This window comes from Marinobacter sp. HL-58 (assembly GCF_001314605.1).
In the GTDB taxonomy this organism is placed as follows: domain Bacteria; phylum Pseudomonadota; class Gammaproteobacteria; order Pseudomonadales; family Oleiphilaceae; genus Marinobacter.
In genome coordinates this window covers 233,232-246,383 of sequence record NZ_LIHP01000004.1, presented here as the reverse complement: position 1 = coordinate 246,383, position 13,152 = coordinate 233,232, and the positions used below count along the sequence as shown (strand labels likewise).

General features: G+C 53.5%; 11 protein-coding genes and 1 tRNA gene. 5 read left to right on the top strand and 7 right to left on the bottom strand.

The window, feature by feature from the left end; translation table 11 throughout:
- Window positions 1-118: 118 nt before the first annotated feature.
- Window positions 119-1,057: a LysR family transcriptional regulator gene (locus tag HLUCCO03_RS04910; protein WP_027832058.1), complete on the bottom strand. Its 939-nt coding sequence runs from the start codon at window positions 1,055-1,057 to the stop codon at window positions 119-121.
- A gap of 137 nt (window positions 1,058-1,194) precedes the next feature.
- Here HLUCCO03_RS04910 and HLUCCO03_RS04905 point away from each other — a divergent pair, with 137 nt between their 5' ends.
- Window positions 1,195-2,112, top strand: coding sequence for a replication endonuclease (locus HLUCCO03_RS04905; RefSeq protein WP_081813548.1), 918 nt, complete (start codon window positions 1,195-1,197; stop codon window positions 2,110-2,112).
- Window positions 2,113-2,126: 14 nt separating this feature from the next.
- Here HLUCCO03_RS04905 and HLUCCO03_RS04900 read toward each other — a convergent pair whose 3' ends face one another.
- The 5 genes from HLUCCO03_RS04900 to HLUCCO03_RS04880 form a co-directional block, all read right to left on the bottom strand.
- Window positions 2,127-3,149: an RES family NAD+ phosphorylase gene (locus tag HLUCCO03_RS04900; protein ID WP_081813549.1), complete on the bottom strand. Its 1,023-nt coding sequence runs from the start codon at window positions 3,147-3,149 to the stop codon at window positions 2,127-2,129.
- Window positions 3,149-4,093: a sce7725 family protein gene (locus tag HLUCCO03_RS04895; RefSeq protein ID WP_027832061.1), complete on the bottom strand. Its 945-nt coding sequence runs from the start codon at window positions 4,091-4,093 to the stop codon at window positions 3,149-3,151. The genes HLUCCO03_RS04900 and HLUCCO03_RS04895 overlap by 1 nt, the downstream gene beginning before the upstream one ends.
- Window positions 4,094-4,095: 2 nt before the next feature.
- Window positions 4,096-4,995, bottom strand: coding sequence for a sce7726 family protein (locus tag HLUCCO03_RS04890; RefSeq protein WP_197025678.1), 900 nt, complete (start codon window positions 4,993-4,995; stop codon window positions 4,096-4,098).
- 202 nt (window positions 4,996-5,197) lie between these two features.
- Window positions 5,198-5,284, bottom strand: a tRNA-Leu gene (locus tag HLUCCO03_RS04885).
- 87 nt (window positions 5,285-5,371) lie between these two features.
- Window positions 5,372-6,001, bottom strand: coding sequence for a class I SAM-dependent methyltransferase (locus HLUCCO03_RS04880; RefSeq protein ID WP_027832063.1), 630 nt, complete (start codon window positions 5,999-6,001; stop codon window positions 5,372-5,374).
- Window positions 6,002-6,184: 183 nt separating this feature from the next.
- On the opposite strand from HLUCCO03_RS04880, the gene HLUCCO03_RS04875 reads away from it, so the two are divergent.
- From HLUCCO03_RS04875 to cydC, 4 genes are read left to right on the top strand one after another with little or no spacing between them, the layout of a single operon-like run.
- The gene (locus HLUCCO03_RS04875; RefSeq protein WP_027832064.1) at window positions 6,185-7,615 is read left to right on the top strand and encodes a cytochrome ubiquinol oxidase subunit I; all 1,431 of its coding nucleotides are present in this window, start codon (window positions 6,185-6,187) and stop codon (window positions 7,613-7,615) included.
- A 1-nt stretch (window position 7,616) separates the two neighbouring features.
- The gene (cydB, locus tag HLUCCO03_RS04870) at window positions 7,617-8,618 is read left to right on the top strand and encodes a cytochrome d ubiquinol oxidase subunit II (RefSeq protein ID WP_027832065.1); all 1,002 of its coding nucleotides are present in this window, start codon (window positions 7,617-7,619) and stop codon (window positions 8,616-8,618) included.
- The gene (gene cydD, locus HLUCCO03_RS04865; protein ID WP_027832066.1) at window positions 8,619-10,289 is read left to right on the top strand and encodes a thiol reductant ABC exporter subunit CydD; all 1,671 of its coding nucleotides are present in this window, start codon (window positions 8,619-8,621) and stop codon (window positions 10,287-10,289) included.
- Window positions 10,282-11,898, top strand: coding sequence for a thiol reductant ABC exporter subunit CydC (gene cydC, locus HLUCCO03_RS04860; RefSeq protein WP_027832067.1), 1,617 nt, complete (start codon window positions 10,282-10,284; stop codon window positions 11,896-11,898). Before cydD ends, cydC begins: the two co-directional genes overlap by 8 nt.
- Window positions 11,899-11,905: 7 nt before the next feature.
- Here cydC and HLUCCO03_RS04855 read toward each other — a convergent pair whose 3' ends face one another.
- Complete coding sequence (locus HLUCCO03_RS04855; RefSeq protein WP_027832068.1) at window positions 11,906-13,147, bottom strand: saccharopine dehydrogenase NADP-binding domain-containing protein; 1,242 nt, start codon at window positions 13,145-13,147, stop codon at window positions 11,906-11,908.
- Window positions 13,148-13,152 lie beyond the last annotated feature (5 nt).

Here is a 13,152-nt window from a genome sequence, read left to right as displayed (position 1 = left end):
AAAATATGAATCGGATTGAAATTACCTTCAAAGGCTAGCCTGCCCTGTCAGTGCAAAAAATAGCCGTGAATCCATGTTTACTTTGACCAGCGACGAGGTAAGAAAAGCAAATGGCTAGTTACGCCCCAAGAAGGCGCTCTGCAATTCTGTCATGCTCGTTTTTGGTGCGATCAATCAGTGCTCTGGCAGTAGGTTTCTGCGAAATGTTCTCTTCGTGATATGCAAGAAAAATCTGTGAATAACGTACGAAACGTTCTGGCATCAGGGCAACGAGGCGACCTTCGTCTAGCCATCGACGAGCGAAATGCCAGGGCAGAAAGCCGATAAACGGTCCGTGCAGGATCATCAGGGCTGCTTCTTCAACATTGCATACAGTTGCGACAACGCTATCATGGTTCTCAGCAATAAACGGGAATTCCCGCTTTTGCATAAAGTGGCGCACAACTTTCTTTTCCTTCGCGAGCGCGTTCGCGAGCTGTCTGGGGTCTGCCATCCGGGACAAGTGGTGATCCGGTCGACAAACAAGAAGATCCCGCTCCCGGTATAGCGGTTGGTAGGTCAGATCACTGTGGTGGTGATCAAAAATGCCAATACCGATGTCCAGGCTTTGATTGACCAGACACTTCTCGATGGTATCCGGCGCCAGTACCTCAATCGTTAGACTGGTGGGTTCAACCGACTGACAAGGACCGTAGAACCAGGACAAGGCACTGTGCAACGGGCACTGATCGTCCGTGGCCAGGTTGTCCAGGATACCAAGGTGAATAGCGTTCTGGTGGCTGTTACGAAGCTGGTCAGCCTTTGACTGGAAACTGTGGATGGCAGCAAAAAACTCCATCACCGCCTGGTGAAAACTCTCTCCCTTTGAAGTAAGCCGGAACCCGCTGCGCCCTCGCTGACAGAGCCGAAAGCCAACCCTGGCTTCCAGCTGATTCATGTGATTACTGATTGTAGACGTGCTGATGTTCAGTTGCTCCTGGGCTTTATGGAAACCCTCGGCTTCCACAACGGCCCTGAAGACACGCAATAGCCGAATATCAATATCAGAAAGGTTCATACCTACCACCCGATGGACTCTATGTCAGGGCAATAAGCAATTTATCTGCCACGTGCACGATAGGATTAAAGTCTCAGGCCGGATTTTCTAGTTTTAAATGGACCGAAATCTTGGGGTTCGGTCACGCTTAACAGTACCTGAGCAATCTTTGGTGTCAGATACGTGCCCAGCTTGATCGGGACGGAATTCGCACCTATGGCTTTCGAATCGCCGAGCCACACCATGACGGCATTCCCCACTGGCACCTCATGTTGTTTGTCGAGCCAGAGCTGAAGCATCACCTGGATGAGCTTATGCGCACCTATGCGCTACTCAAGGAAGGTGACGAGCCAGGTGCGAAAGATGCAAGGTTTCAGGCGGTTGATATTGACTATGAACGCGGTTCCGCCACGGGCTATATTGTTAATTACATCTGCAAGAACATTGATGGTGAGTTTCAGAAGAATGGCGAGGACGCCCAGGACTGGTACGGCAACCTTTCAAAAAACGTCGCACCCCGAGTTCGTGCCTGGGCAAGCATTCACGGTATCCGCCAGTTCCAGCAACTCGGCGGGCCGCCCGTGACCGTTTGGCGTGAACTTCACAGGCTCCCCCATGCTGATGATGAAATTGTCGAAGCAGCCCGTCAGCCAGCGGACAAAAGCGATTGGGCAGGCTTTATCGAGGCTATGAATGGCCCCTGCGCCAAACGAGTCGACCAGCCCATCAAAACCGCTAAATGGCTCGAGTACGATCAAGATACTGGAGAGTGCCTTGATTGCCCGGTAAACCAATACGGCGAGCCTTCGAAGGGAAAACTGTTCGGTCTCTATGCCAACGAACAATACTGGTTAACGAGGCTCTTCCGGTGGGAAGTTCAGCGCCCCACGCACACCAGAGAATTACACGATCCATCTAGCATTGCCTGGTTAGAACGGCTTTCTCACCTCACCCAGATTCGGGCAGTTACACAAGCGGAAATCGACGCTCTGCCTGCAGATACCGCTTATGCCTGGGAGAAACTGAACAGTGAGATGCACCCGCCACCTTGGAGTTCTGTCAATAACTGTACGTAAGGCTTGAAAACCAACTAGGTGTGAGCTTCAACGGATACTCGGGAAACACTATATTCAGATACGCTACGGCACTCGGATATTGTCGGGTTGAATAAAGCTATATTCATGCCCTCACCCACAGAACTACGATACACCACTCCGTCAAAACCACATTTTTTGGCAAACTCGCAGAGGAATTGGCTCGGAATGTAGTCAATGGCAGCCGCTTTAGGAAGCACGGGACGCGTCAACTCCTCGCCGAGACGCTCCAAGAACATAATATCGCCTCTCAAAGTCGCTACATCGTTTTCATCATCGAGAATAAAAGGAGAGACTGTTTTCCTGGGCTGTCGAAGATCAACAAATTTCAAGCCTTCAGGTATAATGAATTCCCCTACGGATATTTTCTCACCCGTATGAGGCCTTATTTCAGATATTGCGGTTAATGGAGTTGACGCAAGATACAGATACGGTATTCCCGCAGGGTTTGCTCTGCCGTGAGTGGCTAAAAATTCTGGCGGAGCGCCCATTTGATCTTTATCGTATGGCCCGCCTGAAGACTGAATTCTAGATCTATAAAAAGGTTTTTCCGGTGTGAGTTCGTCGAATATTAAGTGAGGAAATAATTCTTCCAGTCGAGCAAGATCCAAGCCCATTTCAGGAAAGAAGCGATTTCTGTGCTTAAGCTCCTCTCTCAAGCCGGACCACTCTTCAAGACTATTGGTATGGCAGTTTCTTAGTGGTGAAAATGGCTTACGAACTATGTCACCATCATCAAGTATTTCAGCCAATAATTCCTTCGCATGAGCTGTTTGCATCTGAGGTAGATCAAATATGGCCCAGTCCTCACGCAGCCACTCAACAAGAATTTTTCCCTCTGGATCTGGCGTGTAAATACTTAGAAGTAACTCAAAACGTTCTCTAAGAGAAACAGGTTCAACGAGCTGAACGTTAGCTGAATTACAAAATGAGCATGTACCATCAACCTCAGAGATAGATGGTATTATATCTCGCCTGATATACCGATCGCCGATGCAATTACCGCAACAAAAACGCATCACTGCTCTCGCATTGCAAAAATAGCCATCGTCTCTAGATGATGAAGCATAGAGAGCTTTTTAACAGTACCAAGACCAGGGAAATGCTTTTTCTCGTGTAATCGGATAAATTCTTTAACTGCTTCTGTTTTCCAAATTTTGGTATTTGGATCATTCACAGCATCGACTAATTTATCAAGTGCTTCCAGAAACTTACCCGCAGGGTCAGTAGGAGAATCTTGCCTTATTGACTTAAAGTGATGGACATACATGATGCTATCTTCGTCGTCATCAATATAGGTAAGATGTATGGCTACTGCATATGCGGGTCCACCGCCTTCGGAGTAGTCATCTCCAACAATCAAAAAGTCGCCGAACCCATCTACGCCATCTTCAGTATAGGTTAGGTGCAAATCCGAAAATTCTTCAATCTCAGGGTGTTTGCTATTTGTTCTTTTTATAAATCCATCACGTATAAGTACACGGCTATAATTTTTAAAGTTCCGGCGATAAATTTTTCCGCAATTATTTTCAATGAAAACGTGGCGAGCGTCTACATCGTTATCGGAGAGCCATTGAGAGAGTTCTTTGGGCTTCTTGAATCCGCTGTGAATAAACGAAAGTTTCTTTTTCGAAAATAGATTATATAGACGATCTATTTCCTCAATTGTGGTGGTCTCGAGCAAAAGTATCCCAATGGTAATATAATTGGATGCATTCGCATCCTCAGCAATAAAGTCCTGCAAGTTATCATGTTGTTTTGCATGGTCGCCATACCTGGGATTGGCAATAAGAATGCATTCGGCTTTTGCCTCATCTAGTGATGCCAAGCATCTATTCAGGCTACTAAGGGATTCTTTAACAGGCTCAATAATAGGAATGAAGCCTGCATTTACCAAAGTATCAGTGCTCTCTCTGATGGTAAGCAGATCATACTGCTTGCCACGAAAAAAAGGAAAATACATGCCTAAATCCATTTTTTAGCAGTTTCAATTGGCAGGTCTAAAGTCTTCAATACCCTAGACCGATCCCTCACTCTAACCGGTGTCGTAAGGGCATTCACTTTCAACGACTGGGGCAGCTCGGCAAGAAAATCTCTCAAGTGCGTCTGTGAACGGGACCCCCTAAGAACCTTAACTGACGCCTCATGAACGACTTTTCCAGGCAAGTCTTCAAATATCTTTGCGAGCTCAGAATACAATTGTGTATTGGGGACCACTGGGACTCGGATTCCGAGTTCTACTAGCACCTTTGAAGCTTCATTTAGCGACAATGAATTAAAAATCGAAAGCGACTGTACGTTGCTAGAATTATCAAGCCCTTGACGAATAATGGAGATTTGATTTCGCTTGGTTAGGCTAAGGATGCCGACAATTTCCGGCAAAACCTTTTCAGCATATTCAATATGCTTATCAGCGACAATAACATTAACTTTGCCAAAAACGTTCAAATAGTCTGAAATTTGACTGGGCAGCCTGCTGAGTTTGTCTCGCTCAGATTTGACTTCGTAAACCGTTGTAGTGCCATTTACGACTACTATGTCGGCTTTAGAGGAGCCCGCTCTAAACTCTGAGAGCAAAGTGGCTGTATTTAAGTTGTGAACGCCGAGAACAGTCTTTTGAGCAAGAACAGCTTTGTAGATATATTCCGATCTATTCCCGCGTTTCAGCTCACGGAATGCAAACTCAAAAGCATCAGCGACATTGCCAATAGAGCCTTGACTAAAAATGCCACACTGCTCAGCTAGTCGAGAAAACGCCGACGATTTTCCTCTTGTAGCGATGTCCTTATAGATGGAAGGCGAAAAGAACCTCGCGAGCGCGACTTCTCTATCCTTGGGGTTCTGTGATGTTAGCGCTTGGCTCATAAGCATTCACGTAGGTTCATCTTTGATATGCCAAGTGTAGTTAATCATTAATGAAATCCAATAGCCAATCGATACAAAAGCTGCCAAATCTAATTGGGTGAGCTTGCCCTTCAGTCGCCCCCAAATTGTCTACATTGCGTCTACACTGATCGGTCAAAAATATTAATCGCCAACAAGCGAACTCTTAACCTATTGATTTAATTGGTGCCCGGAGCCGGAATCGAACCGGCACGACCTAACGGTCGAGAGATTTTAAGTCTCTTGTGTCTACCTATTCCACCATCCGGGCATTCGGAGGGGGTTGTGACGGGCAGGATTGTATAAGGCCGCGTACGGTAACGCAATTCGGAATGCGACTGTGGCTCGCAGCTGGCCGTCAGGCATTGGTTGGCTTCACGGCCCTGCCCTTGTAGATGTACCCGGCAATTTTCGGTGCCTTGGGGATATAGAGGTTTTCCAGTTCCAGAATTTCAAACCCGGCGTGCCGGATCAGGTCGGCGATATGGCGGTTGAGATGGCAGCCGCCGGCCAGTTTCTTCCAGCCCGGTGTGATGCGGTGTTGCCATTTTCGGGTGCTGTCTTGGGGGGATTCACCGTGTTCCAGAAACAGCAGTTCGCCGCCGGGTTTGAGAACCCGCCACATCTGCTGGAGCGCGGTGTGCCAGTCGGGAATCGTGCACAGGGTGAAGGTGAGTAACACGGTATCGATGGAGTGATCTTCCAGGGGGATCTTTTCCCCGGGCAGGTCCAGCCATTCCACCTTGATGGGGGACCTGGCGAGATTGGCCCGGGCCTTGCGACGCATGCCCTCAGAAGGCTCAAGGCCATAGACCATTTCAACGTTTTCCGGGTTATAGAACGCCATATTGATGGCGGAACCCATGCCGACTTCCAGCACCCGGCCTTTGGCGTGTGGCACCACCTGGCCCCGCAGCTTCATCACCTGGCCCATTGAGCAAGCACGGTCTATGATGTGTGGAAGTATCCGGTCCTCGTAAAAGCTCATTGGTTTCCCCATACTTGTTATAAATCAAGGGTGCGACAAACCGCCCTATGGTTTTTAAAACTATGTTGAGTAACATGCTCGTTATCTGCCGGAACCAACAATATAACAAACAGAGCCATGGCAGCGACTGAACGGGTTCGCTGGGCCCGTTTGTTATGATGTGAACGTTACCGGAGGGTTCCCATGGAACTAGATCCCCTTATCCTTTCGCGAATCCAGTTCGCGTTCGTGGTGTCCTTTCACGCCATTTTTCCGGTGTTTACCATCGGCCTTGCTTCCTTCATTGCAGTGCTTGAGGGGCTTGCCTTCAAAACCGGTAATCCGGCCTGGATCAAGCTTTCTGCCTTCTGGACCAAAGTGTTCGCCGTTGTATTCGGTATGGGGGTGGTGTCAGGCATTGTGATGTCTTTCCAGTTCGGAACCAACTGGAGTAACTTCTCCCAGGCCACGGCGAACTATCTTGGCCCTATTCTGAGTTACGAGGTTGTTACCGCCTTCTTCCTGGAAGCGGCATTCCTGGGTGTGCTGCTGTTTGGCCGGGATAAGGTTCCTGCGGGCGTTCACCTGTTCGCTGCCATTATGGTGGCATTGGGCACTTTTATCTCCTCTTTCTGGATTCTGTCGGCAAACAGCTGGATGCAGACCCCGGCAGGTACCGAACTACGGGACGGCGTGTTCTATGTGACTTCCTGGAAGGAGGCAATTTTCAATCCCTCTTTCCCCTATCGGTTCATGCACATGGGGCTGGCGTCTTTCCTTACCGGTTCCTTCGTGGTGGCCGGTGTCAGTGCCTGGTATCTGTTGCGCAAACGTGAGGTTGAAGCCAACAGGAAAGCACTGTCCATGAGTTTATGGCTTATCCTGTTCATCGCTCCGGCCCAGCTGGTGGTGGGCGACTTTCATGGCCTCAACACTCTGGAGCACCAGCCCATGAAAGTAGCGGCCATGGAAGGTAACTGGGAAACATCCAGCAATGTGCCGCTGTTGCTTTTCGCGATACCGGATCAGGCCAACCAGACGAACCATTTCGAAGTGGGCATTCCAAGTCTTGCCAGCTTTATTCTGACTCATGACTGGAACGGCGAAGTACCCGGCCTGAATGAGGTGGCGGTTGAAGAACAGCCGCCGGTGGCAATCGTGTTCTGGTCTTTCCGTGTCATGGTTGCTCTGGGTATGTTGATGATCCTGTTCGGACTGGCCGGCCTGGTACTCCGGGCGAAGGGCCGGTATTGGCAAACACCATGGTTCCTGCAGGGTCTTCGCTTAATGAGCCTTACGCCCTTTGTGGCGGTGCTTGCCGGATGGTTTGTTACGGAAATAGGCAGGGCTCCATGGCTGGTTCACGGCATGATGAACCAGGCCGATTCTGTTACCCCCTCCCTGACCGGCGGTATGGCGTTGTTTACGCTGATCGGTTATGTGGTGGTCTACGCCATGGTGTTCTCGGCAGGCGTCTATTATCTGATGCGGGTGCTGTATGTGGGACTGGAGGACAGTAGCATTGACGAAGAATACGGAGATGACCGACCGAAACGGCCGTTGTCTGCCGCTCATGTGCCGTTTGAAATGGACGACAATGACAACCGCAAGCCACTGAACCAGGGAGGTCACTGATATGGAACTGTTGGATCTGCCCCTCATCTGGGCATTTATTATCGGCTTCGGCATCATCATGTATGTGTTGATGGATGGCTTTGATCTGGGTGTGGGGATTCTGTTCCCCTTTGCACCCAATGAAGAAAGCAGGGACGTCATGATGAACACCGTCGCCCCGGTCTGGGACGGCAACGAGACCTGGCTGGTGCTCGGTGGTGCAGGCCTTCTGGCGGCCTTTCCCATGGTTTATTCCATCTTCCTGCCAGCGCTGTATATCGGTGTTTTCCTGCTACTGGCGGGGCTGATATTCCGCGGTGTTGCCTTTGAATTCCGCTTCAAGGCGCGGACATCCCGCTACCTCTGGAATTGGGCGTTTGCAGGCGGCTCCACGGTTGCATCGTTTGCACAGGGTGCGGTTGTTGGCGCCTATATACAGGGCTTCGAAACTGCCAACGGGGTATATGTAGGGGGCGCTCTGGACTGGCTCACCCCGTTTACAGTACTCACCGGACTTGGCCTGTTGGCCGGGTATGCGCTCCTGGGATCTACCTGGCTGATCATGAAAACCGAGGGTCGACTGCAGGAATGGGCCTACCGGATCACCCTGCCGCTGTTGGCTGCAGTACTGGCGGTATTCGCCATCATCAGCGTCTGGACGCCCTTCGTGGACGAGATGGTCCAGGAACGTTGGTTCTCAAACCTGACGGTGATCTGGATTCTGCCAGTGCTGACATTGATCTGCGCCTTCCAGATTTTCCGCTCGGTGCGTAACCGGTCTGAAGGTATGCCCTTCGTCGCTACCATGGGGCTGTTCATCACGACGTATCTTGGCCTTGTAGTGAGCCGCTGGCCCTATGTTGTACCACCGGATTACACACTATGGGACGCCGCATCGGCCCCCGGATCACAGCTGTTCCTGTTGATTGGTCTGGTGTTTGTCATTCCCATCGTGCTGGCCTACACCGCCTGGACCTACTGGGTATTCCGGGGCAAGGTTCGTGCCGGCGAGGGCTACCACTAAGTGTCAGAACAGGCTTCTGCCCGCACCTGGCTAGGCGGGCTGGCAATCCATGGCCGCCCGCTGATACTGGCCACGGTATCTGCGGGCGTGGTGGCAGGGATAGCCACCATCGCCCAGATGGCGTTTCTGGCAGGCATAGTTCATCAGGGCGTCGTTGCGGAAGTACCGGTACAGGAGCTTTCCCTGCTGTTCACCGGTCTGGTTTCGGCCATTCTGGCGAGGGGTGTTGCCCAGGGGCTTCAGGCCCGTTTTGCAGCCCGTTGCAGCCGCAAAGTGCGCAGTGAAGTGCGCCATCAGATAAATCGATGCTGGCAGACGACCGGCCCCGTTGCCATCGGGCAGGTATCGGCTGGCACGCTGGCACGGGAATGGCTCGACCACACCGATGCCCTGCATGGTTATTTCGCACGCTTCCTGCCCCAGATGATACTGGCGGTGATCGTACCATTGCTCATCCTGGGGGTAGTTTTCTCGCTGGACTGGCTGGCCGGTATATTCCTGTTTCTGTCCGCTCCGCTGATCCCCCTGTTTATGGCACTGGTGGGTATGGGAGCGGAAAAACTCAATCAGCAGCATTTTCAGACCATCGGCCGTTTGTCGGGCCAGTTCCTGGACAAGGTTCGTGGCCTGACAACCCTGCAGCTGTTTGGTCAGACAGCGCCTGCGGCAGAAACCCTGCGAAAACGCTCCGATGATTATCGTCGCGTGACCATGAAAACACTCAGGATTGCTTTTCTGTCCTCCGCTGTACTCGAGTTCTTTGCATCGGTAGCCATTGCAGTGGTGGCTATCTACATTGGCTTTGGTTTGCTGGGTTATATCACGTATGGGCCGTCTGACGACCTCACTCTGTTCTCTGGTTTGCTGGTGCTGCTGCTGGCACCGGAATTTTTCCAGCCATTGCGCCTGTTGTCGCAGCACTATCATGACCGGGCCGCGGCCATGGGTGCCGGAGCCGAGATTGTCGAGCGACTGCAGAGTAGTACAGACACCAGGCCAGCGGCGCAGACAGGGTTTGAACCGCAAGCGCCGGACATCATTTCGGTGCAGGACCTTTACCTTGCCTACGATGCCGAACGGCCGGTGCTGGACCACATTTCACTGGAGATAAAAAAAGGCGATGTCATCGCCCTTACCGGCCCCTCCGGCGGTGGCAAATCGTCCTTGCTGTACCTGATGGCAGGCTTCATGCAACCGGATCAGGGCCATATTTCGGTGTTTGGTGCGCCGGCCGGAGAGAAGCCTTTCGGCTGGCTTGGTCAGTCTCCGTTTCTGGTCCATGGTACCTGGGCCGACAATCTCCGACTGACCACGCCGGATGCCACCGATGTCGCCATAGAAACGGCCCTGCGACAAGTTGGCCTTGGCAGCCTGCTCAACAGCAGGGAGCAAGGTATCTACAGCAAGATCACCGAGGACGGCCAGGGACTGTCCGGTGGCCAGGCCCGCAGGCTGAGCCTGGCACGGGTGTTCGTGGCCAACTATGACCTGATTCTGCTTGACGAGCCCACCGCAGGGCTAGACAGCGACAGTGAAATCTACATTCTCGAAGCCCTTCACAAGCTCGCCCGGGCCGGCAAGACGCTTGTCTTTGCGACCCACCATCAGGCGCTGCTTACTCTGGCGAACAGGACCTTGCTGGTAACCGAAGGGGGTGTGCGCGATGCGTGAACTCTGGCCCTGGCTGACACTCATATTCAGGCGGCCGGTCCGGCTGACGGTGGGAGGCTTGCTGATCCTGGCCACCCTGCTGTCGGGCATGGGGTTGCTGGCATTGTCCGGGTGGTTTATTACCGCCACTGCCCTCACCGGCCTGCTGCTGGCCGCCGGTGTGCAGGCGTCGCTCAACCTGTATGTTCCCGGCGGTGGTATACGCTTCTTTGCCGTGGCCCGCACAGTGGCCCGATATGCAGAGCGGGTTTATAACCACGACACCGTCCTGCGGTTGTTGACCGATATACGGGTTACGCTGTTCCGTCAGCTTTCTCTTTCGGCACGACGCCAGAGAAGCGCCTTACAGGGCCCCCAATGGCTGTCCCGGCTGACCAATGACGTGGATGCCCTGGACACGCTGTACCTGCGCCTGATCGCTCCCGCAGCACTTGCCGCACTGGTCACGGCCATGCTTGTCATTGCTGCCGGGGTTTTCTATAGCCAGGATCTTGCCATTGGCCTTCTGGTTACCCTGCTGCCTGGCTTCCTGATCGCGACACTTGTGGTTTACCTGCGCACCCGTCACCTGGTTTACCGGCAGACAGATGCCCGGGAACGGTTGCGAACCGATGTTATCGAGCATGTCGAAGGTTTTGCGGAGCTGACTGCGGCAGGGCGTACCGGCAAACACGCCGCTCTCTGCCTGCGCCAGGCAGACCAGATCACCAGTAACGATTCCCGTGCAGATACCCGCACTGGTTGGAACCTGGGCCTGGCACAGGTCATGGTCAATCTGGCTGTAGTGCTTGCCCTCTGGATGGGATTGCAGCTGTTTCAGCAGGGTGTCATTACCGGGCCGGTGGTGGTCCTGCTGCCAGTGGCACTGCTGGGTTTGCTGGAGGTTTATTCAATGCTCCCGGATGCGTTTGCCAGGCTGGGCGGAACCCTCGCTTCAGCAGCCAGGCTCAATCGCGATTGTGCGCCAGACACAAGCCCTGAATCCGATGTCCGTCAGGTACCACTGGACAGTCACAATGCATTGGAACTGGAGCAGGTAACCATCCGCTTCGGCGATCATTCCCCCGTTATCAGCCGGTTCGACCTGACAGTCGGTACCGGAGAATGGGTCGGTATTATCGGCAGCTCCGGCGCTGGTAAATCCTCCATCGCCGAGGTAATGGCGGGTCTGGAAAAACCTGCCTCTGGTAATGCCCGGCATCTGCCTGCGGCCTATCTCACGCAGCAGACGGTACTGTTCGAGGATACCCTGAAAGCCAACCTGCTGATTGGCAGGCCGGATGCCTCTGATGGCGAGCTCTGGCGGGTTCTGGAGCTGGTGGCCATGGCGGATCGTTTTACTCATGAACCGGCACAGCTGAATACCTGGCTAGGCTCAATGGGCAGCCAGCTATCCGGGGGCGAGGCCCGGCGAATTGCCCTTGCTCGCGTAATGCTGAACGAATCACCGTTGCTGATTCTCGATGAGCCGTTTACCGGTGTGGATGCGCAAACCAGAGACCGGATTGCAGCCGCAATGAAACAGTGGCTGGCGGGAAAAACGGTTGTATCGCTGGGGCACGCGCCGGAGGCCTTGCCAGCCTCCGACCGTACCCTCAGGCTAAGCTGATATCCCTTCAGCTGGTTTCCAGCAATTCAAAGGTCAGGCCTGCCTTGCTGGTCAGGCGGTCAAAGAGCTTGCCGTCCAGCAGGGACGACGGTGTCCAGAAGCCGCCCTGCTTGTCGTCTTCCACATCAAACGCCAGGCTCATGCCGGCTTCGCCCAGCATCTTGGCGGTAGAACCATAACCCGGGTCACGGTCACCGGTCACCCTGGTTTTGATGGTTCTGCCGTCGGTGGTCTTGCCCACGAAGCGCAGATCGTAGAAGCCGTTTCTCTGCGCTTCCGGGCCCGGGCCCTCACCCGGCTTGGGGACAAACTTTTCAACCACCCAGCGGGACGGCTTGAACGCAGAGGCCGTAAAGAAACCACCCAGGGCGCCGGTGATGGCGTAAGCGGCCAGGCGGCCCTTCAGGCCACGCCCGGTCATCATGGCCTCATCGTACGTAAACTCCCGGCCATAGCGCGCGTTCTGCAAGGCATTGGAGCGGTGAACAATCCGGGTATTGATGGCCCCCATTACAAAGGGCGCCAGCCAGACACCGAAGTCCCTGTCAAACTCCGCCCCTTTCAGGCTGGGCTGACGGGTTTTGGAGCGATGCTCCGGCGGGCAGATGGAAAACGGATTGGCCAGCTCCTTGCGCAGCTTCGAGTCAGCCGCTGCTTCTTTGGCTACGTTCATCATGCTGGCCACGGTGCCGCCGGAAAACTCGCCCTTGGCGACCTTTACCCGCATGCGTACGTCCTGGCAGGGCGCACCAAAGGTTGCTTCTGCCTGCTGTTGGAGAAACCAGACACCCATGTCTGACGGAATCGAGTCGAATCCGCAGCAATGCACAATGCGAGCACCAGAGGCCTTGGCTTTGTCCTCGTAGGTTTCCACCATCCGGCGGATCCACTGGACCTCACCGGTCAGGTCGCAGTAGTCCGTGCCGGTTTCGGCACAGATTTTGACGAGCGGCTCGCCATACAGGGCGTAAGGCCCCACTGTTGAGATCACCACCCGGGTCTGGTCGCACATGGCCTTCAGGGCGCCTTCGTCGCTGGCGTCCGCCACTATCACCGGCAGTTCCGCTGCGCCTTTGCCCAGGCTTTGTTTCAGGGCGTTCAGTTTGCTTTCGGAGCGCCCCGCAATGGCCCAGCGAACCTCTTTGCCAGAGCCGTAGCTTTCAAGCAGGTAGTTGGTGAGGATCTGCCCCACGAAACTGGTGGCACCGAATACCACGATGTCATAGGTGGCGTCAGTTTTTTTGCTCATTGGTT